The sequence below is a fragment of the Afipia birgiae 34632 genome (assembly GCF_000308295.2).
Classification (GTDB): domain Bacteria; phylum Pseudomonadota; class Alphaproteobacteria; order Rhizobiales; family Xanthobacteraceae; genus Afipia; species Afipia birgiae.
Window position 1 is genome coordinate 256,405 of record NZ_HG326652.1, and the last position, 20,778, is coordinate 277,182.

Below are 20,778 nucleotides of genomic sequence, written 5' to 3' on the forward strand. Positions count from 1 at the left end.
AGGGTGAGCGCAATGGCTGAAACTGCGCTGACAAACGCCGGACAACACACCCCAGTGCGAGCCGCAGGGCTGCAAGGCATTGTCGCCGACTGGTCTTCGGATCAGCGCGCGTTCAAGAATGTCTCGTGGGGAAAGGCCATGATGTGGATCTTTCTCCTCAGCGACACCTTCATTTTCGGCTGCTTCCTTCTGTCGTACATGACCGCGCGCATGTCCACGACGGTGCCTTGGCCGAACCCGAGTGAAGTATTTGCCCTGGAGATTGCCGGGCATCACATGCCGTTGATCCTGATTGCGATCATGACCTTCGTGCTGATCAGCAGCAGCGGCACCATGGCGATGGCGGTTAACTACGGCTATCGCCGCGATCGCCACAAAACCGCGATCCTGATGCTGGTGACCGCGCTGTTTGGCGCAATGTTCGTCGGTATGCAGGCCTTTGAGTGGACCAAGCTGATTATGGAGGGTGTCCGGCCTTGGGAAAATCCATGGGGCGCGGCGCAGTTTGGCTCGAGCTTTTTCATGATCACGGGCTTTCACGGGACCCACGTGACCATCGGCGTGATCTTCCTGCTCATCATCGCACGAAAGGTCTGGCGCGGGGACTTCGACACCGAGAGACGGGGTTTTTTCACGAGCAGGAAGGGTCATTACGAGATCGTCGAGATTACTGGGCTTTACTGGCATTTCGTCGATCTGGTGTGGGTGTTTATCTTCGCATTTTTCTATCTCTGGTGAGGTGACAGCATGGCCGAAGTCACACTGAACGGAGTTTCTCACGCATCGCACCAGGCACAGCCTGCTGCATCGCATGCCGAAGGGCAGCAACATCCGATCAAGCTGTATCTCGTCGTGTGGGGGTGGCTGTTTATCCTTAGTGCCTGCTCGTATCTCGTCGATTACTTTGGCGCTCACGGATATCTGCGCTGGTCGCTGATCCTGCTGTTCATGATCTTAAAAGCAGGCTTGATCGTTGCCGTCTTCATGCACATGGCCTGGGAACGCCTTGCGCTGAGTTATGCCATTCTGCTCCCGCCGCTGGTGCTGCTGGTCTTCGTGGCCATCATGGTGCTTGAGTCGGATTACACGCTGCTGAGCCGGATCGTGTTCTTCAAGTCAGGAGCTTAGAATTGGTGGGGGCCTCGCGTGCAAAGGAGGACTGCCATGACAACCTACATCATGCTGGCGAACTGGACCGACAAGGGCGTGCAGAGCGTGAAGGATTCGCCGCGCCGTCTGGATGCCGCGAAGAAAGCCCTCAAGGACATGGACGGCGAGTTCAAATCCTTTTTCTTGACGATGGGGCAGTATGACATCGTCGCGGTTTACGAAGCTCCGGACGATGCGGTCGCCGCACGTTTCAACTTGCAGCTTGGAATGATGGGAAACATCCGCACACGCACGTTGAAAGCGTTCCCCGAAGCGGCGTACCGGGAAATTATCACGTCGCTGGGCTGATCAGCCAACAGCTCGCTCGTTCTGGATTCCCGTCCTACTGCTCAGCCACGGAGTAATCGCATGCGCCTTTTTATTCTCGTCACAGGGGCGATGCTTCTCTCGACTGTTTCGGCCGCCGCTCAGGATGTCTCCGCTGGAGAGAAGGTTTTCGCTCAATGCCGGGCGTGTCATCAGATCGGCGAGAGCGCAAAGAACGCGGTCGGCCCGGTGCTCAACGGTTTGTTCGGGCGCAAGTCCGGAACGATTGAAGGCTTCAACTACTCGCCAGCGAACAAGAACTCCGGCATCACTTGGGATGAGGCAACTTTTCGCGAATACATCAAGGATCCGAAAGCCAAGATCCCCGGCACCAAAATGATCTTTCCGGGCTTGAAAGATCCAAAGCAAATTGACGATGTCGTTGCCTATCTCAAGCAGTTCAACGCTACTGGAAAGAAGGCAGAGATGGTGCCCGCTGGCGGAAAGTAGGCGACATTTAATCGCCTGCATTATCTCATCGTCTGCCTGATGAAAGGCTGCTGACCGCCGCCGGACGGACGTCGCGCCGCGGATGGCTTCGCCATTCATACAATGAAATATCGGTTCGGGATGCTCGCCTCGCTGATCTCAAGTGTCAGGGGAGCCGCTTGCCTAAACGCGCCGATTTTGACACGCTGAACTATTCTGAATGCACATCATGGTGGTGATGATGAAATCGATATTCAAGATTTTGACCGCTGGTGTTTTTGTAATGTCTGTTGCTGCGCTTGATCGCGCTCATGCTTTTGGCGATGAGCCTCGGTGGCCGGGATTTGGCTACAGCTACGAACCGGCTATCGCCTCCGGATGCTGGAAATGGAATTGGCAGCAGTACAGCTGGTATGACCATTGTCCGGTCTATGTTCGTCCAAAGGCCTACATGTACCCTCGGTCATCGTACCGAACCGTTTTGCGGGCAAAAGGCTGAAAGCCGGTCAAATTTTGGCCCGCCCGCCCCTTGGCGGGCTGGCTTGGCTTGCGGTGAGAATGCATTTGAATCGGCAACAGCGCGCGACCTGAGCAGCAGACGGATCGATCACCGATACTCAAGTGTGATGGAGAGTGATGGCTGGCAACAGAGGCCCGCCCATTCGGCGGGACCATGCTGATCCAGTGAATCAAATGCGGCTCAGGATTGCGAGACCGTGCAGGCCACAGAGCTGCGGTTGCCGAAATTCAGCAGCGCGTTCTCGCGCAATCCGTCGAACCAGATTCCCTTGCCCGCGTAACGGTAGCCGACGCCCATCGGCACCAGCCTCACATAGGTGGCGCGATGCGGCGCGGTATAAAGTGAGGCGGTGACGAGTTCGCCCGCGACGCTGACAGCGATCGGACAGATCGGGTATTGGCGGCCGTTCTCGCAAACCAGCACAATCTCAGAACAGCTGCCCACGCCCGCTCCGGGCGAGACCTTGAGACCGAGGTCGGCCGACTTGGCGCTCCAGGCGCTGAACCCGAGCGCGGCGCAGGCAATAGCTGACGCCTTGAAAACATTGAGCAATTTGGCCCGCATGGCGGCCCCCAAAAGTATCTAAAAATCAATCACTTAACCAAGCAAGAGTCTGGCGTCCGGTCAATCCCTCCGGCTGGCGGGCGCATCACACCGTTCCGGACCGTGTCAATTTAACCACACCGCGAGGCAACGGCGGATTCACCATAACCCTTCCTTGACCCGTATCTGTTTGAACGAGAGGATGAGTGTTAATAGACAGTTAAAGTACCCGTTACGCTTGAATTTTTATTTTCAGCATTTTTTGAGAGTCTTGTCATGAATGGACCATTCCAGGTTGCCCAGGCAAACATTGCAGGTCAGACCCCCGGCAAGCCTCCAGCGCGCATCGTCAAAATAGGAAAGCCGTTCAGCGACCAGTCTGTCGTCGTGGCTTTGAGCTACGACGGCAGCGTAAAAGCCGATCTTTCAGCCATCGCAGGCGAGAAGATCACGCTGGTTCATATCGGCGAGAAGCTCATCATTCTTTTCGACAACAAGTCGACAGTCACGCTCGAACCGTTTTTCGATTCGACCGGCAAGCCTCTCGACTCACTCACCGTCGAAGTGTCCCCCGGTCGCAATTTGACCGGTGCTGAAAGAGCCGGCTCCGCAAATTTGAACAGGTCGATAAGTGGAATTTCTGCCTGACAGCGGGCACGCTGAGCCTGCGAATCAGGAGAGACCATGAACAGACGACCGCGCCGGAACCACACCCCGGCCTTCAAGGCGAAGGTGGCACTTGCCGCCGTCAAGGGTGACCGGACGATAGCCCAACTGGCCGAGCATTTTGACGTCCACCCCAATCAGATTACCGCCTGGAAGGCCCAGTTGGAGGGCGGTGCTTCCGGAGTTTTCGGATCGGGGAACATGGCGGCGGCCGCGCCTGCTATCGACGTGAAGTCGCTGCACGCCAAGATCGGGGAGCTGACGCTGGAGAACGATTTTTTAGAAGGAGCGCTCACCAAGGCGGGATTGCTGAGCGCAAAGCGATGATCGACCGTGAGCACGATCTGTCGATCACCAGGCAGGCTGAGGTTCTGCGGATCAGCCGCGGCAGCGTCTATTACCTGCCGCGTCCGGTGCCGGACGCCGATCTCGCGATCATGCAGCGTCTCGATCGGCTGCACCTGGAGTATCCCTTCGCCGGTTCGCGTATGTTGCGAGGCCTGCTGGCTTTGCAGGGGTGCAAGATCGGCCGCCGGCATGTGAAGACGCTAATGAAGCGGATGGGGATAGAGGCGCTCTATCGCCGTCCGCGCACCACGAAGCCCGAGCCGAGCCACAAGATCTATCCGTATCTGCTGCGCGGCATGCAGATCACGCGGCCGAACCAGGTCTGGGCGATGGACATCACCTACATCCCGATGGCGCGTGGCTTCGTCTATCTCGCCGTCGTGCTGGACTGGGCGACCCGCCGGGTTCTGTCCTGGCGGCTGTCGATCACGATGGAGGCGGCCTTCTGCGTAGAGACCCTGGAGGATGCTCTGGCTCGTCACGGCAAGCCGGAGATATTCAACACGGACCAAGGCTCGCAGTTCACCGGCTCGGCCTTCACCGGCCTGCTCGCCAGCAACGGCATTGCCATCAGCATGGACGGCAAGGGCGCATGGCGCGACAACGTCTTCGTCGAACGGCTGTGGCGCAGCGTCAAATACGAGGAGGTGTACCTGCGGGCCTACGAAAGCGTCGGCGAGGCGCGCGACTCGATCGGCCGATACCTCGACTTCTACAATGGTCGCCGACCGCACCAAAGCCTTGACGACGCCACACCCGATCAAGCCTACTTCAACCAGCCGCCATTCCGCTTGGCGGCCTAAACCCGGCAGACGCTCCACTTATCGAGGCGGAGATTCTGTTCAGACAACCGGGACCGGCTCTGAATTCGCGGCGCTGTTTCCCGTTACCGAAGATCAGTCCGTCCTGCCTGCGGCCGGAGATGGAAACGGCAACGCTCAGGCGTCAGGCGCGAACTTCTCCAGCGTTGGTGTCGACCCGCTTGCCTCGCCGGGACCACTGGATCTTCTCGGTCAGGAAGAACTGCCGAACTTCGTGATCGCAAACCTTCTGACGCCGGCTGTTACCGACGCCGATCTTATTCCGTCGCAGATTACTGGCACCCGCGTCGGCGGCGTGACGGAAGAAGAGCAACTCGGTGGCATGATCGCCGAACGCGAAGGTTCGTCTCAGAACATCCAGTTCAACGCGATCTGGTCAGGCGGGAAGGAAGACCCCAATGACGTGACGTTGCCGAACAGCAACGGAACAGCGTCAGATGGTCTCGACCAGGACACGCCCGAAGATTCTTTCGTAACGACCCAGTTTTTTCATGGCGCAGGCGCCAACGCACTGACCAATCTCGTCGCCAGTGGCAATCCGCCGCTGACGTTCACGATTGATGCCGGGATTCCGAATTCGGCGGTTGTCGACGGCACCGGCGCGGTTGTGAAGTCCGCCGGCAACGAATTGCGCTACAGCGCCATCGACACATCGGTCGCCGGCGACAACACCATTGTCGGCGGATATTCCGACGGAGAAAGCGGCTTCCGCGAGGTTTTCCGGCTCACGATCCATTCCGATGGCACTTACGACTTCGAGTTGCTCGACAAGATCGATCATCCGGTTCACACGACCGATACCGGCTCAACGTCGAATGGGCATCTGGAAGAAACCCTGTTTCTTGACTTCACGGCGCTGGTTCATGTCGCTGACCTCGACGGCGATAACTTTACCCTGACGGGGTCAGGCGCCTTCACAATCGGCGTCATTGACGATACGCCGGAAGTGTCGGTTTCGGCTGCGGACACGATGCCGCTGTCTTTTGCGTCGCTTGATGAATCGATCGGATCGGATCTCGGCGACAGCAACGCAGCTACCGATGACGTGGCGGGAAATACCGTACCAGACCCGCTGGGCGTGAAGGCAATCGGCGAGGTCAAGTCCGATACTGGCACACTTGCAAACCTTTTCTCCGTCACCGGCACAACCGGTGAAGATGGTTTTGGCTCGGTCGATTATGCATTCAGTCTGACGCTCGCTGGCGTGGGCCAAAACGGCGGAGTTGCTACCACGCTGTCGGTCACGGACCCGAATCACGTCTACGGCAACGACAGCACGATCTATTTGTTCAACCAAGGTGGCGCGATCGTTGGCCGTGTAGGCGGTGCGGATGGCGCAATTGCGCTCCGAATCTCGATCGAGAACCCGGGCAATCCCGCCACGGCTCATTTCGTTGTCGATCAGTATCTGCCGGTCGATCACGGCCAAGACGGCAACGATTTCGATTCGTCGTTGCCGCTAACACTTGTCGGTGATGGAACGCTCGGCGTCACGTTGACAACCACAGTGACGGACGGTGACGGCGACGTTGCAAGCTCTGCGGCGACTGTCACGATCATCGATAACGAAACGTCGCCCATCAGCATTGAGGACGATGGTCCGACGATCACGGCCGGCGAGGGCGGTGAAACAACGCCTCTGGCGGTCCTCAATCTCGATGAGACCATCGGTGCGGATCGCTACAACACCGGCGAATCCGAATCCGGCGTGCCGAATGGTGCCGACGACAAGGCGGCCGCGGTTACGGTATCGATTCCGCCCCTTCAGGCGATTGGCGAGTTGTCGACCGGAACAGGGGCTCTGGCCGGCCTGTTCACGGCCGCAGCCGTCGATTTTGGCACCGACGGTCCGGCAGCAGGCGGCGGCATCACCCATGAATTGTCGCTGGTTCTCTCCTCGGAAACGGTCGGCACGAATCTGACCGCGACCGCGCTGGTCGGCACCCCTCTCGGGGGCATGATGTCAAATCAACGTGCCATTGAACTGGTGCAGGTGAATGCGACGACCATCGAGGGTCGCCTCGTTGGCGATGGCATCGCGGCTAACGGCGACGAATATGTTGCGTTCCGAATCACGCTCGAAAACCCGAATGATCCGGCCACCGCCAAGATCACGGTCGACCAGTTCCTCGCGATCGATCACGGCGGCTCCGAAAATCCGTCGGTGTTCGATGAGCAGACACTTCTGACCCTCATCGGGAACGGCGCGCTCGACCTGAAGCTTGTGACCGCTGTCACCGACGGCGACGGCGATCGCGCCAGCTTGGAGGATCAGGTCAATCTCATCGGTAACAAAAATTCGTTCATCGCATTCGACGATGACGGCCCGAAGCCATTGAGCATTTCAGCCGCGAACGGCGCTGCCAACGGTCTGTTCTTTGACGGCTTCGTTCCGAACAACGACGCATGGGGTGCCGGCAGCGGCATCAACAACAGCGGCACCGCCGGGGCGTGGCACATTGCGGCGTCTCCTTATGAAGGTGCATCGACCATTCAGCTCGAACGCGTCGGCGATAATTATCGCGGCTCGGACAGCCCGACCAACAGCGTGATGGTCGACCTCGAGGCGACGCCCGGCAACGTTCAGGTTTCCCAGGACCTGACACTGACCCCTGGTGCCGTCTATCATCTTACTTTCGAAATCGGCGCAGCAAACGATCCGGGTATCGCAAACAGCGCAAAGCTGGAAGTTTTCTGGAACGGCACCTCTGTCGGGACTTACACCCCCACCTCCGGCGTGATGCAGACGATTTCGATCGATGTTACGGCGGCCGGTGCGAACAACCAGCTGACCTTCCGGGAGATCGGTGAAGCCGGCGATAACACCGGAACATTCCTCGCCAACGTCAAGCTGTCGGATGTCATTATCATCGACGAGACCAAGGGTGTCGATGCCGACAGCGACGACACGACCGGACTTGGATCCCTGTTTGCAACCGTTACCAATAGCGGGCCTGTCGGCGTCGACCCGGATATGGACCAGCCGCAATATGCGCAGGGCCTGCATTCTGTTGTCGTGCTGGGTGCGGCCGACTACGGCACCGATGGTGCTGCCGCCACCAATCCGATTCAAATTGGCCTGAGCGTATCATCTGCGGGCGTGGATTCCGGGCTGACAACGACCGAAGGCAAGGCAATTCATCTCTATGTCGAAGGAGCGCTCGTTGTCGGTCGCTTCGATTCCGGCAACAACGGTAGCTATGACACCGCAGCGTTTGCGCTGAGTATCGACCCCAACGGCGGGATTCTGTCGATCGCGCAGTATGTCTCGCTATATCACCCGGACATCAACAGCAGCGACGAGGGCGTCTATCTTAAGCCCGGCACCGTCCTCGCGACAGTGACGGTAACGGACGGCGACGGGGATCGCGCCACAACCAGCGCCGATATCTCCAGCGCAGTGCGTTTCGAAGACGATGGCCCAGTTGCGGTCGCGACAGCCCGCGTAACCGCAACCGTGGACGAAGACGGTCTGCAGGGGGGCAATCTCGACGGTAATCCTCTTCGTGCAGGTGAAACCGACGGATCGGAAAGCGCAACGTTCACTGGAAACGCAGGTGCGCTCAATACGCTTGTCAATTTCGGCGCTGATGGACCCGGAAGCTTCGGCCTCTCGGTGCAGAATCCGACCGTCATCTCGGGTTTGTTCTCGAAGTCCCAGCAGGTCTCGATTGTCTCCGACGGCACGACGCTCACAGGGTATGTCGAGAGCGGGAACGGCTCTGGCTTCAGCGTTGGAGATCGCGAAATTTTCACGCTGACAGTGGGCTCCGACGGCTCATATGTCTTTACACTGAAGGATCAGGTCGACCACCCGGCGCAAAACGGCGAGAACGGCGACAACAGCGAAAATCTCTTGTCCGGTAATGGAATCGATTTGTCCTCTTTCGTCGTCGCGACCGATGGTGACAACGATTCCGTCTCGCTGGCTGCCGGGACCTTCACGATTCAGGTCTTGGACGATATCCCGGTGTTGACGGCGCGTCCGGCTAATGAGACGTCGACGACAGTCACGGAAGCTTTGGTCTTCGATCTCAAGGGCGGCAATGATGTCGTTGGCGGCGTGTCGAGCAGCTCGATAAAAGGTATCTGGGCGACCGGCGAAGACCTCAACGACAACGACGACACCGCCAATACCAGCAACAATTCCATCGGCATCGGCGATGGACAGGCTATTGATGGTCTTGGCAAGCAGGGTCAGAATGCAACCGGACCGGAAATTCTGACGCTCCAGTTCTTTGAGAATGTCAATATTCAGAACGGCAACGGCGTGCCAACCCATGGCGCTGCTTATGACGTCAATACATTTCGGTTCTCGGTCAACGCGGCAGAGGCACAGCAGAATGATGATGCTGTTGTCTTCGTTTCTGTGTTCAACAATGGCGCCGTTGTTTCGCCGGATAATTACGCTGTTACGATTGACGGTGGATCGCCTGCTTCGGCTGGCGCCATCGTTCACAACGTGTATAGCGGTGGGAATCTGATCGGTTTCGTCTTTGAGAATGTTCCTGATGACGCAGACTTCCAGATCACCAGCGATACCGGATTCGTCTTTGATGCGGTCAAGATTGGAAACTACAACGGCTATGCGTTTACCACGGACAATAACGTCACCGCGACGGTCAACACCGGAAATTCGTTCAAGGTCTATGGACTAGAAGCCGATATTGTCACGACGGTCGTAACGCCGGAGACCTTCAAGGTCAGCCACGACGAAAGCGCAGGCGTCAACGCCGCCGCTGATCCAAACCCGGCAGACGACGTGTCAGACGCTGGCGCTCCGGCGGTCATTTCGGGTGCGTTTGGCTACGCCAAATCGGCGATCAGTGTTCTTGCGCCGGGATCTTTGTTCGCGGGCAAGGTCGGCGCCGACGAAGACGGCACCTATTCGTTTTCGATTACGGATGCCAATGGTCAGCCGATTCAGAACGCTCCCTCCGGCGTCAAAGCGCTTGTAAACGGGCAGGCGGTCGATGTCGTCCTCAATACCGATCTGGCTACCGGCGCTGTCGTCGGCACTGCTGGCGCGATCATGGTTTTCAAGCTCTATGTGGACACGGACGGCTTTGTATGGATGGCGCAGTACGCGCCGATCGCTCATGATGTCGATGGTTCGAGTGCGGCATCGTTCGACGATATCGTGAGAGTCGCGGCCGATCTGCATGTCAAGGCGTCGCTGACGGATTTTGACGGCGATACGACGGCCATGGTCTCGCCGGTCGCTCTTCAGATCGAATTCCAGGACGACGGTCCGACGGCGGTTGCGGGCGATGCGATGACGGTCGCCGAGACCGACGGCTCGACCGCGGGCGTGAACCTGCTGGCGAACGACACCAAGGGCGCCGACGACGCGACGGTGACGCATGTCAACTTCGGCATTGACTTTGTGGCCATTACCGCCGGAACGGATCTTGGCTCGGGCGTTTATCAGTTCACCAACACCAATGGCACCTATACCTTCAAGGCCGATGGTACCTGGACGTTCGATCCTGTCGTCAATACAAGCAACTCGGACACGACCGGCAATTTCACCTATCGGATCACCGATGGCGACGGCGATACGTCGGAGGCAACACAAACTGTCAACATCAAAAATACGAACTCGTTGCCGACGGCGGGTGCCGTCACAGCGTCGGTTGATGACGAAGGCCTCACTGGCGGCATCGTCGGAGACGGTCAAAGCAGTGGCGACGTCGCGCTGCCAAGTCCTGAAAGGATTGCGACCGGCACGCTGACCCATGCTTATAACGGTGATGGCAAGGCTGCGTCGGATCCGATCAATTTCGCGCCTATGGATGGCGCGACAGGCATGGTCGGGACTGAAAGCGTCACCTACCGCTGGACGTCCGGCACTAACACGCTGGTTGCGACATCGAACGCGGGCCGCGGCGATATCTTCAAAGTCGTCGTGGACGGCGGATCGGATGCGTCCGGCGCAGGCAACTATACGCTGACGTTGCTGAAGCCGATTATGCATGCACTCGGCGACAACGAGAACAATGCCAGCGCGGTGTTGACGTATCAGGTGAAGGACGGCTCGTCTCCGGCAGACACTGCGAATGGAACACTGACCGTTACGTTCAACGACGACACGCCGGTGGCGGTGTCGGAATCTGCCTCCGTCAGTGAAGGCCAGAAGCCAACGATGAACGTTGTGTTCGTCATCGACACGTCAGGCAGCATGGGAAGCGGCGTGGGCTCGGGCATGGAGCTTGCAAAAGCTGCAGCCATCACCCTGCTGAACAACAGCTCGGTCGACTTTAACCAGATCATGGTGGTGAGCTTCGCCTCGACGGCGTCGAACAACACTCCGATTTGGGCTGATAAGGCTGACGCAATTGCCTACATCAGCGGTTTGTCCGCAGACCATGAGACGGACTATGACGCCGCGCTGGCAAAGGTCACGTCAAACTGGGGTTCGGGCCCCACGCCGGCTGACCAGACAGTGGTGTACTTCATATCCGACGGCGAGCCGAATCAAGACAATGGAACGGGATCAGTCGGTATCGTCGGTGCGGAGAAAACGGCTTGGGAGGTATTCCTGGCCAGCAAGGGTGTGGCTGCTTCCTACGCGGTTGGTATCAGCACCGGTGTAAACGATGCGGATCTCACACCGATCGCCTGGGCGCCGGGCAACCCGGATCTGCCGCCGATGACCATCACCAGTGCCGGCGATCTTTCCTCCACGATCACCAGCTCACTGCCCGGCTCTGTTAGCGGAAATATCCTGTCCAACGGCGATGGATTTGGCGCCGACGGCGGATATATCAAGTCGATCACTGTCAACGGCACCACCTACACGTTTGATGGCAACGCAACGATCACGACATCCAATGCGCCGGGTGCCGGTGACGTGATTAATGCCAACGGCAAGCAGATCACCATCACCACCGATCTCGGCGGCAAGCTGGTGTTCAATTTCGCTGCAAACGGCGCCAATCAGGCTGGCGAGTGGGACTACACGGCCCCCACCAACATCGCTGCGACGTCGGCTGAGACCTTTGCCTACACCCTTGTGGATGGTGACGGCGATACGGTCGGTGCATCGCTCAACCTGACGGTGAACAACATCAATGCGGCACCATCTGGCACCAACAATACGTTGACGGTGCTGGAAGATCAGTCGCTGACGCTCACGGCGGCTCATTTCGGGTTCTCCGACGCGGGTGATACGCCTGCGAGCGCTCTTCAGGCTGTCAAGATCACGACGCTTGAGACGGCTGGCTCTCTCAAGCTGAACGGCGTGGATGTCACGCTCGGTCAGGTAATTTCGGCCGCAGACATCAATGCTGGTCTCCTGACATTTACAGGTGCGCAGAACGCCAACGGCGCGGCCTATGCGAGCTTCACTTTCCAGGTGCAGGACAATGGCGGCACCGCCAATGGCGGTATCGATCTCGACCCAACGCCGAACACGATGACGATCAATGTGACGGCTGTGAACGATACGCCGACGGCAAACATCGCGAACGCTAGCTACAATGCAACCGAGCAGACCAACCTGACGCTTGCCACCAACGGCGTGTCACTGGGCTCAATCGGTGACATCGATGCAGGGAATAACGAGATTTCGGCCACCCTCTCCGTGACACAGGGAATCTTGACGGTTACTGCCGGAAACAGCAGCGTTAGCTCGATCAGCGGCAACGGCACGTCGGTGGTGACGATCACCGGCACCGTGACAGAGATAAATCGGCTGCTCGGGGGCATCGATAACGGCGGTGGATCTCCAGGTACGATTGTCTATCAGGCCGACCTCGATAATCCGGCTGCGACGACCACGCTTACGCTGACCGCCAACGATACTGGCGATACGGGCAGCGGAGGAGCGTTGACCGCCGTGGACACGGCAACGATTAATGTTGCTGCTGTTAACGACTCGCCCAATGCGAACAGCGACAGCATCATCGTCAACGTCGCGGCGTCCGACGCGAGTGTTCTTGTAATGCCCGAACTGGTGCTGTTGCTCAACGACAGCGATCCTGAAAACTCGCCGCTGGATGTTACAGTGACAAGCTCGCTCAGCGGCCTTGCAAGTGTAAGCTTGGTCACCAATCCTGGATCACTCACGATCACCAACAATACCCAAAGCGGTTCTGGTAATGATGGCGACTGGGGAAGCTTTACCTACACACTGACAGCTGGTGGACAGACAGACACCGCGACGGCATCGATATCGATCGATACTTCGGGCGCTCTTGATGGCAACGGAAACAACAACATCCTGTTCGATGCCAAAAGCAATGTCGGCTCGACGTTGAACGGCAATGGAGGAGACGACATTCTTTTTGGTGGCGGCGGAAACGACACGCTGAACGGCGGCGCGGACGACGATGTTCTGGTCGGCGGGATCGGCAACGATATCCTTGACGGCGGAACAGGCCTTGATCGCTTCTTCTACAGCGAGACCGGTACGACCAATCAGGACACGATCAACAACTACAACGGAACGGGCACCAGCAAGGACGTTATCGATCTCTCGGCCCTGCTGGATGCCACATTCGGACCTTCGTCCAACATTGATAATTTCATCAAGGTGACCGATACCGGTGCGAATGCCGTTGTGCAGATTGATGCCACGGGAACTGGAAATTTCACCAGTGGCGGGAACGTCGCGACGTTGACTGGCTACGGCACTGTTGGAAACATTGTCAGCGTCTATCTGGAGGGCGCTGAGCATCAGGTCCAGGTGACCGCATAAAAGTCTCACTGCCACATAGCAAAAGCCCGCCGGATCAACTCCGGCGGGCTTTTGCTATGGAAGGCTTGCTTAGAAGGCGAGTTGTCTGGCCTCGCCGCCGGCTGCGCCTATATCTTCTGCCCCGCCGGTCCGCCGCCAACGGTCACGCTGATGCGCTGCATCTCGGTGCGACCTCCGGGGTACCTGACCTCGATGGTCAGGATATCAATGCCGGAGAAGTCAGGCTTTGAGCGGTAGAACGCGATAAATCCAGGAACCTCGAGCGCAAGACATTGCTTGTAGTTGGTTGCGCTGACCTTGCCCCGCTTGATGCTCACGGCGCCGTTCGTTGGCGGTCTGACGAGACGGATGGCCGGTAATGTGCCGGACGTGCAGTCGGGCTGGACGTTGAGATAAACACCGACCTGAATGTCCTTCGCCGGCTGACCCTTGGCGGCGCGCTCGACCGTCTGTTCCTGTGCCGGGGCGGCAGAGCTTCCGCTGGCAACGAGAGTCAGAATTGCAAGGCAGCTTGCGACTGCGCGCCGGAGGTTGCCTTGAAACAAGTGTCTCGCGTCTGCTTCCACAATATCCCCGCTCGACCTGAACCGGTGCAAATTGCGCCAGGCTCAACCCCCAGAAATGTATCACGAAAGCATTTGCTTCGCATCGGGCCAGCCCGGTGGGCGAGGAAATTTTGACAGCGCGAAGACCGCTCTTCGGCCTCGAACGACCAATGTGTCGCCTGTCGCTTTGACAACGGCGCCTAGATCAAGACCGGCAGGGTTGCCGCGCCAGCAGCGGTGCCGACAATGGATGTGGCGGCACTGTCAGCAGCGGCCCCCCAAACTGTCGTGGCGTCTTCGATGCCGACGGCCTCGGATGCCGGAGAAACCGTTTTGGCCTGCACGGTTCGCCGCTGTGACAGATAGGGAGATGCGAAAAGATTCACGCCGCCGTTGTCGAGGGCATAGAGAGGCTTGAAATGGCGCAGTTCATTGTCCGGCGCCAAGGCCGAGCTGCGGTTGTCGAGAACGGTCCATGCCTCGCCATTCCGGATCGCGAGGACCGCGTGATCCTCCCGGACATTTCGGTCGCGAACCAGAAGGACACGAAGATCCTGCTCCGGAACACCGGCTTCCCGCAACACAACGTATTTTGCGATGGCGTAATCCTCGCAGTCACCACGGCCTGTGCCGAGCGACGCCAATGGCCCCGACCAGACGTCGATGGTTGCATGCTGTGCAAGGTCGCTCATGTATCGAATGGCCGTATTGATGAGCCGGTTGGCGGTCTCAATTCTGGCGGCACCGCTTCGGGTGCGGACTTCGTCGGCGATCAGCAGGAAGCGTCGGGCCGCGTCGCTACAATCAGCACTGTTTGCCTTGCAATTTTCGACCTGTCGCAGATCGGCGTCGATATCAGCCTTCACCGCGCGCCATTTACGCCAAAGGACACCTTCCGGCGCCCGGAATGTAAACAGACCGAACGGCTCATTCGTGCTCTGCAATGTCCGTTCCGTATTGATCAGCTCGGCCGGGGCATCGGATAACACGTCTCCGCTTGTGACGGATGCCAGGCGAATTGGTTCGTCCACTTTTGGCTTGCCGTCGAGTTTCGCCAGAACGCTGTTGATCGAGAAGAACCGCGCGCCATCAGTCGGCACGCGAATGGGCGGCGACGGTGGCGCCATCATTGAGGGCGTCACCAGATCGTCGAAAATATACTTCCTCGGCTTGGCCTTTGATGCGGCTTCGCCGGGAAAGGCGCTGACCGCCAAAACCGCGAGGCCAATAATCGCCCCTGTAACGGTACGCGCCGCCGGAAAACTCGCCATGATAACGCCCCTGCATCCCGGGAGCGTCGGCCAGCCATGAAGCTGATCCCGTTCCCGTGTGATGGGGCGATCATTGAATGGGGGCGGCTAGCGCAGCGTTAAACGGCGCGGATGGCGGAAGGTATTCTCCGCCGCAGAGTGAAAGGGGAGAAACAGAATACCTAGAATTTGAAGCATCGCTGATGTGTAACGCAGCGTTAATGCTGATTATTTCGTTACCGAAAGGCCTTCAACGCTCGCGAAGAGCTTCATCGCGAAGCATGCGGGCGGGCTTGACAATATAATCGAGCACCGATTTCGCACCGGTCAGGATTTCGACGGTGGAGACCATGCCGGGAATAATCGGAAGCGGAGTTTCCGCCGTTCCGAGATGGTTCTTGTCTGTCCGGACCATAACTCGATAAAACGTTTCGCCTTTCTCACCCCGCTCGGGTTTGTCGTCGGCGATCGTATCTGCGCTGATGCGCTCAACCTTCCCCTTCAGAGAGCCATAGACCGACGAATCGTACGCGGTGATCTTGACCACGGCATCCTGACCGGCCCTGATAAAAGCGATGTCCTGCGGACGAATCCGGCCCTCGACAAGCAGGCTGTCGTCCAGCGGAACAATATCCATCAGGTTGGCGCCCGGCTGAACCACTGCCCCCACCGTGGTCACGTTCAGCTTGTTGACAATGCCGTTAACCGGAGACTTGAGGTCGGCGCGGCGGACGCGATCCTGCGCTGACTTGATATTCTCTTCCAGCACAGCCAGATCGCCGCGGGATTTGGCCAGATCCTCCTCAGACTGTGACCGGAAGGCAGTCTTGATATTTGTGATGCGCGACTGCGTTTCGGCAAGCTGTCCACGGATTTCACTGGCCTGTCGTTCGAGGCGCAGCATCTCAATCTCGGGGACGACTTTCTGCGCATAGAGGTTGCGGGTGATTTCCACCTCGCGGTTGAGCAGTTTGAGTGAGGCGGCAAGCCTGGTTTCCTGCTGCGCCAGAACGTCGATGTCCTGCGATATTTTCTTCACGCGCGCAGCGAACAGGTTCTGTTCGGTCTCGACGATTTGAGGCGCGAGCTTGACGAGCTCTTCGGAGAAGACGGGCTTTTCAGCGCCGATCACTTCAGCCTGAAGACGCGCGACACGCGCAGCATTTGACGCACGCCGTTCTCGCACCTCGCCAAGGTCGGCTGAGAACTTTGTATCGTCGATCCTCATCAGCACCTGGCCCTGCTTTACGATATCTCCTTCCCGCACCAGAATTTCCAGGACAAGACCGCCTTCGAGACTTTGCAGGACCTGGGTCTGGCGGGAGGAAATTACCCGTCCGTTGCCGCGTTTGACTTCGTCGAGGACAGCAAAATGCGCCCAGACGACTCCAGCCACGAGAAGCGCCAATGTACACAGCAGGACCAGCCGCGACGTACGCGGCGTGCGCAGCTCCACCGCAGCCCGAATATCGTTTGCGAAGGCGAAGTCAGACTGCTGCATTTGATTTCACGATGGGTTTGTCGAACCTCGGTGCTTCTGCTGGCCGCTTTGCACCCGCCTGAAGGTTGGCGAGAATGGTCTCTCGGGGGCCGTCGGCAACGAGCTTGCCCCGTTCAAATACCAGAATGCGATTGACCAGCGACAGCAGGGAGGGGCGATGTGTGGAGACGATGATCGTCATGTCGGACATCGCGATCGATTTCAGGCGATCGAGGAATTCCGCCTCGCTGCGCACATCGAAGTGCGCGGTCGGCTCATCCATGAAAATGATCTTGGGTTTGCGGATCATGGCGCGTGCCAGGCCGATGGCCTGCTTTTGGCCACCGGAGAGACTGCGGCCTCCTTCGGCGATCGGCATGTCATAGCCAAGGGGATGGCCGGCAATGAATTGCTCGACACCGGACAGGCGTGCGACTTCGATGACTTCCTCGTCGGTCGCTGACGGCTTTCCGAGAGTGATATTGTCGCGCAGCTTTCCGAAGAACAGGTCGGTGTCCTGCATCACGAAGCCAACGCCTGCGCGCAGGTCTGCCGGATCATACTGACGAGAATCGATACCATCGATGGCGATGCTGCCTTCGAGTGGTTCGTAGAATCCAGTCAGAAGGCGGCCGACCGTCGTTTTGCCTGAGCCGACGCGTCCGATGATCGCAACTCGCTCTCCGGGTGCAATCTTGAACGACACGTTTTCAAGCGCGCTCTCCTTGGTGCCGGGGTAGCGGAAGCTCACGTTGTCGAAAGTAACAGCGCCCTTGTCGATCTTCCGGGTCACGAAGCTGCGCCCTGGAGGGCGTTCGCGTTCAAGCGTCATCAGCCTGTCGATCGAGCGCAGAGCGCTGATTGTCTGGGTGGCCCGGGTAATAACGGATGCGAGGCTCGAGATCGGGGCCAGCACACGACCGGACAGCATGTTCGCGGCGATCAAGGCGCCCATGGTGATCTTGCCGTCAAGGATCAGGAAGACACCGATCACCACCAGCAACATGCTCGTAATCTGTTGAGCGGAGCTCGAAATCGTCAGCGCCAGGGATGACCAGAAATGGACATCTTCGCCCGAACGCGCTGTTGCTGCGACGGATCGCTCCCACAGGGTCTGCATGCGAGATTCGGCGCCAGCCGCGCGAACGGTTTCGATGCCTGACAGCGATTCGATAAGCACGCCATGCCGCGCCGCCGATTCCGCCTGCAGCCGCTTCATTGCGCGGTCAAGCGGGCGCTGCAGAACGAAGCCGGTCGCGATAACGATCGGCAACATCAGCAAGGGGATCCATGCGAGCGGACCGGCAATAACAAAGAGTATGCCGATAAATATCATGGCGAAGATCAGGTCAGTGGCCGCGACCACCGTGCCTGATGTGAAGAATTCCCTGACTGAATCGAAATCCCTCATTTGGTTGGCGAGAATGCCAACAGACGCCGGTCTGTTGGCCATTTTCACCGCGAGGATATGCTCGAAAATATTGGCTGCGAGCACGACATCGATCTTCTTGCCCGTCAGATCCACAATTCTGCTTCGGACAATCCGGATGACAAAATCGAAAACAATTGCGAGACCAAGGCCGACAGCAAGGGCAACAAGAGACGGGATCGCGCCGTTCGGGACAACGCGGTCGTAGACATTCATCGTGAACAGCGGCGCAGCCAGGGCGAGCAAGTTGACGAGGAGCGCCGCAAGCGCGACGTGTCCGTAGTTCGATCCGAATTTGCGGACGACCGACCAGAACCAGTGTGACTGAGGGAGATCACCCGCGGCAACGGTGCGCGCATCGGCGGTTGCCGCCGGTTTGACCAGAAACGCATAGCCAGAATAGAGCGATGCAAGCCCGGAAACGGTGAGATTTTTTGTCGCGTCAGGGCGCTCCGGGTCGATGACATGAGCCATTTCACCGGTTTCATCCAGGCCGGTCATGATCAACGGCATGCCGTCCTTCAGGATCAGCAAGACCGGTAACACGAGGGCCGGAATATCGGAGAGCGCGCGTTTGACCGGCTCGACCTCTAACCCGGCGCGCAAGCCCGCACGTTCGACCAGCGTGGCTGTCAACCGGCCGTTGATGATCGGCAGGCCGGCTATCAAGGCTTCGCGGCTGATGGATCGCCCGTGAAAACTGGCGAGATAGACCAGCGCTGCCGCGAGCGGATCCCTTAAGCGACCACTGGTGTCGGGCCCGCCTGGCATCGACGCATCTCGTTCAATAGCCGTTTCGGGTTTCAAGGGTTGTTGTCCTGCCAGGGGTCAATGCGTCATCCTAGCCCGGTCGGTTAAAAAGATAAGAAAACCTTAATATTAAGACTAATGCCGGAGCGCTCTCGCCCCACATTGATGCCCGCACCAAGATTCCGTTTTCAGCAATAAAATCAATACGTTGTCTGGGCGCCTCAGCGCCCGGGTTGCGCCCCGATGCTTGGCCATTTCGATGCGGCGTCGATCAGCTCCTGCGCGGGATTTGAGCCCTGCCAGCGTCCTGAAAAACTGTCGCTTTCGGGTGCCTGGACAGGTCCGGTCGCAGACGCGTAATTGAGCGCCGGGACTGGTTCGACCCGCATAACGGGCAAAGGCTCCGAGCCTGAGATCGGCGTACGGAGAATGATAGGCGGCAATTTCGTAGGAAACAGACCGAACGGCTCAACCTCGAGCGGCGAAGCATCCGCCGGGGGCGGTGCCTTCACATACTCGATCAGTCCGCCCATCGCAGCAAGCAACTGATAGTCGGCGAACACTGCAACGCTTTGCGAAGAGACCAGCGAGACGAACCCGTTAAACAGCTGGTTCTGACCGTTCAGCAGATCGACCAGTGAGCGTTGACCGAGTTCATATTCCTTCTGATAGGAGACGATGACTTTCCGATCGGATGCGATCTGCCGCTGCAAAGCTGCAATTCTATCGGCGGTCAGCGTGCGCGCCGCCCAGGCCTTGTCGATCGATTCAACTGCGTCCCGCTGAAGGCGTGCATGCCGCATCGTTCCTTCAACATATCGTTCCGCCATTTCGGAGCGGCGCCATGCATCCTGGCCGCCGCGGAAGATATCCCAGCTCACCACGACTTTTCCGCTCACATCCTCGCGCTTGCCAACATAGGAGTTGGCATCAATGCCCGATGCCGCGCGGCCTTCGAGATATACGTTCGGAACGAAAGCGCCGGACGTGCTGCGGAATGCATACTTCGCCGCGCGGGCATCCGCCTCTGCGGCTTGAATGGTGGGATTGAATTTGATCGCGACTGCGAGCGACTCGTCCTTCGTTCTGGGAAGCCCTGCAAGACGGCCCGGATTGCGCAGGTTGAATGGTTCAAGGCCAACGGACTTGCGATACTTGGCGCGAGCCTCGTCCAGGCTCTGGCGGAATCCTGCGAGCGTTGCGACTGCGTTTTCGACACGCTCACGCGTTTGCTCGAGATCGCCTTCGCCCGCGCGGCCGCCGTTGAAGCGAGCCTGCACATTTCCAAACAGGCTGCGATGGACCCGAACGTTGTCCTCGGCGATCGTAATCAGGCGGGTGTAGCGAATGACATCGATGTAGGCCTCGGCAGCGTCGAGGGCCAGCAATTCGGTTCTTTCATGGACGCGCGCCGCAGCCGCGTTCACGCGTGCAGACTGCCGCCAGATTTCGTTCAGGGACGTAAATCCGTCGAAAATCAGCTGGCGGCCGACGATCGAAACGTCTCGGCCGTTTCGCCAAGTGTCGTTGCCCAGCGGTGCGGGGACAACCTGCTGATTGAAGCGTTCCGGACCGGCACGAGCTTCGACTCGGACCTGCGGCAGCAGCGTGGATTGTTGCTGGCGTAACTCGGATTCAGTGGCGCGGCGGTTGGCTGCTGCCTCTCCAACTCCCGGGTGAGTGGCGATAGCTTGCTTCAAAGCATCATTGATTGAAAACGCCGCTTGCCCGAAAGCCATTGGGGAAAGCGAGCAGCCCAGCAAGAAAGCTGGAACGGCGAAAACTAATGCACGCATCCGGGAATCCCCTAGCACCGAAAA

General features: G+C 58.5%; 14 protein-coding genes. 8 read left to right on the plus strand and 6 right to left on the minus strand.

From position 1 onward, the window contains the following. Positions 1–12: 12 nt before the first annotated feature. From BN32_RS01150 to BN32_RS25875, 5 genes are all read left to right on the plus strand, one after another. Entirely contained in the window at positions 13–738 is a 726-nt protein-coding gene (locus BN32_RS01150) for a heme-copper oxidase subunit III family protein (RefSeq protein WP_019195407.1), read from the plus strand. A gap of 9 nt (positions 739–747) precedes the next feature. Next, on the plus strand, positions 748–1,128 hold the full coding sequence (locus BN32_RS01155) for a cytochrome C oxidase subunit IV family protein (protein ID WP_019195408.1): 381 nt from the start codon (positions 748–750) through the stop codon (positions 1,126–1,128). A gap of 36 nt (positions 1,129–1,164) precedes the next feature. Then, positions 1,165–1,458 carry a GYD domain-containing protein gene (locus BN32_RS01160; RefSeq protein WP_019195409.1) on the plus strand — a complete coding sequence of 98 codons (294 nt, stop codon included), beginning with the start codon at positions 1,165–1,167 and terminating at the stop codon, positions 1,456–1,458. 60 nt (positions 1,459–1,518) lie between these two features. After that, positions 1,519–1,926, plus strand: a complete 408-nt coding sequence (locus BN32_RS01165; RefSeq protein ID WP_019195410.1) for a c-type cytochrome — start codon at positions 1,519–1,521, stop codon at positions 1,924–1,926. A 208-nt stretch (positions 1,927–2,134) separates the two neighbouring features. After that, positions 2,135–2,404 (plus strand): hypothetical protein, encoded by a 270-nt coding sequence (locus BN32_RS25875; RefSeq protein ID WP_162161291.1) that lies wholly within the window; start codon positions 2,135–2,137, stop codon positions 2,402–2,404. Positions 2,405–2,605: 201 nt separating this feature from the next. On the opposite strand, the gene BN32_RS01170 is transcribed toward BN32_RS25875, so the two are convergent. Then, positions 2,606–2,989, minus strand: a complete 384-nt coding sequence (locus tag BN32_RS01170) for a hypothetical protein (protein ID WP_019195411.1) — start codon at positions 2,987–2,989, stop codon at positions 2,606–2,608. Positions 2,990–3,244: 255 nt separating this feature from the next. On the opposite strand from BN32_RS01170, the gene BN32_RS01175 reads away from it, so the two are divergent. The 3 genes from BN32_RS01175 (at position 3,245) to BN32_RS01190 (ending at position 13,504) form a co-directional block, all read left to right on the plus strand. After that, entirely contained in the window at positions 3,245–3,616 is a 372-nt protein-coding gene (locus tag BN32_RS01175) for a hypothetical protein (protein ID WP_040425325.1), read from the plus strand. A 36-nt stretch (positions 3,617–3,652) separates the two neighbouring features. Then, a protein-coding gene (locus tag BN32_RS01185) for an IS3 family transposase (RefSeq protein ID WP_156946936.1) occupies positions 3,653–4,785 on the plus strand; the annotation gives its coding sequence in 2 pieces (ribosomal slippage) (positions 3,653–3,908 and positions 3,908–4,785; 1,134 coding nt in all). A 232-nt stretch (positions 4,786–5,017) separates the two neighbouring features. Further along, on the plus strand, positions 5,018–13,504 hold the full coding sequence (locus tag BN32_RS01190) for a DUF5801 repeats-in-toxin domain-containing protein (RefSeq protein ID WP_162161297.1): 8,487 nt from the start codon (positions 5,018–5,020) through the stop codon (positions 13,502–13,504). 107 nt (positions 13,505–13,611) lie between these two features. Here BN32_RS01190 and BN32_RS01195 read toward each other — a convergent pair whose 3' ends face one another. From BN32_RS01195 to BN32_RS01215, 5 genes are all read right to left on the minus strand, one after another. Next, positions 13,612–14,049: a hypothetical protein gene (locus BN32_RS01195; RefSeq protein WP_051488427.1), complete on the minus strand. Its 438-nt coding sequence runs from the start codon at positions 14,047–14,049 to the stop codon at positions 13,612–13,614. A gap of 200 nt (positions 14,050–14,249) precedes the next feature. After that, a complete protein-coding gene (locus BN32_RS01200) occupies positions 14,250–15,320 on the minus strand; it encodes a transglutaminase-like cysteine peptidase (RefSeq protein WP_019195414.1) in 1,071 nt (356 codons plus the stop codon). A gap of 229 nt (positions 15,321–15,549) precedes the next feature. Further along, positions 15,550–16,800 (minus strand): HlyD family type I secretion periplasmic adaptor subunit, encoded by a 1,251-nt coding sequence (locus tag BN32_RS01205; RefSeq protein ID WP_019195415.1) that lies wholly within the window; start codon positions 16,798–16,800, stop codon positions 15,550–15,552. After that, on the minus strand, positions 16,787–18,979 hold the full coding sequence (locus BN32_RS01210; protein ID WP_019195416.1) for a type I secretion system permease/ATPase: 2,193 nt from the start codon (positions 18,977–18,979) through the stop codon (positions 16,787–16,789). Before BN32_RS01210 ends, BN32_RS01205 begins: the two co-directional genes overlap by 14 nt. A gap of 200 nt (positions 18,980–19,179) precedes the next feature. After that, the gene (locus BN32_RS01215) at positions 19,180–20,754 is read right to left on the minus strand and encodes a TolC family outer membrane protein (RefSeq protein WP_040425329.1); all 1,575 of its coding nucleotides are present in this window, start codon (positions 20,752–20,754) and stop codon (positions 19,180–19,182) included. Positions 20,755–20,778: the final 24 nt, after the last annotated feature.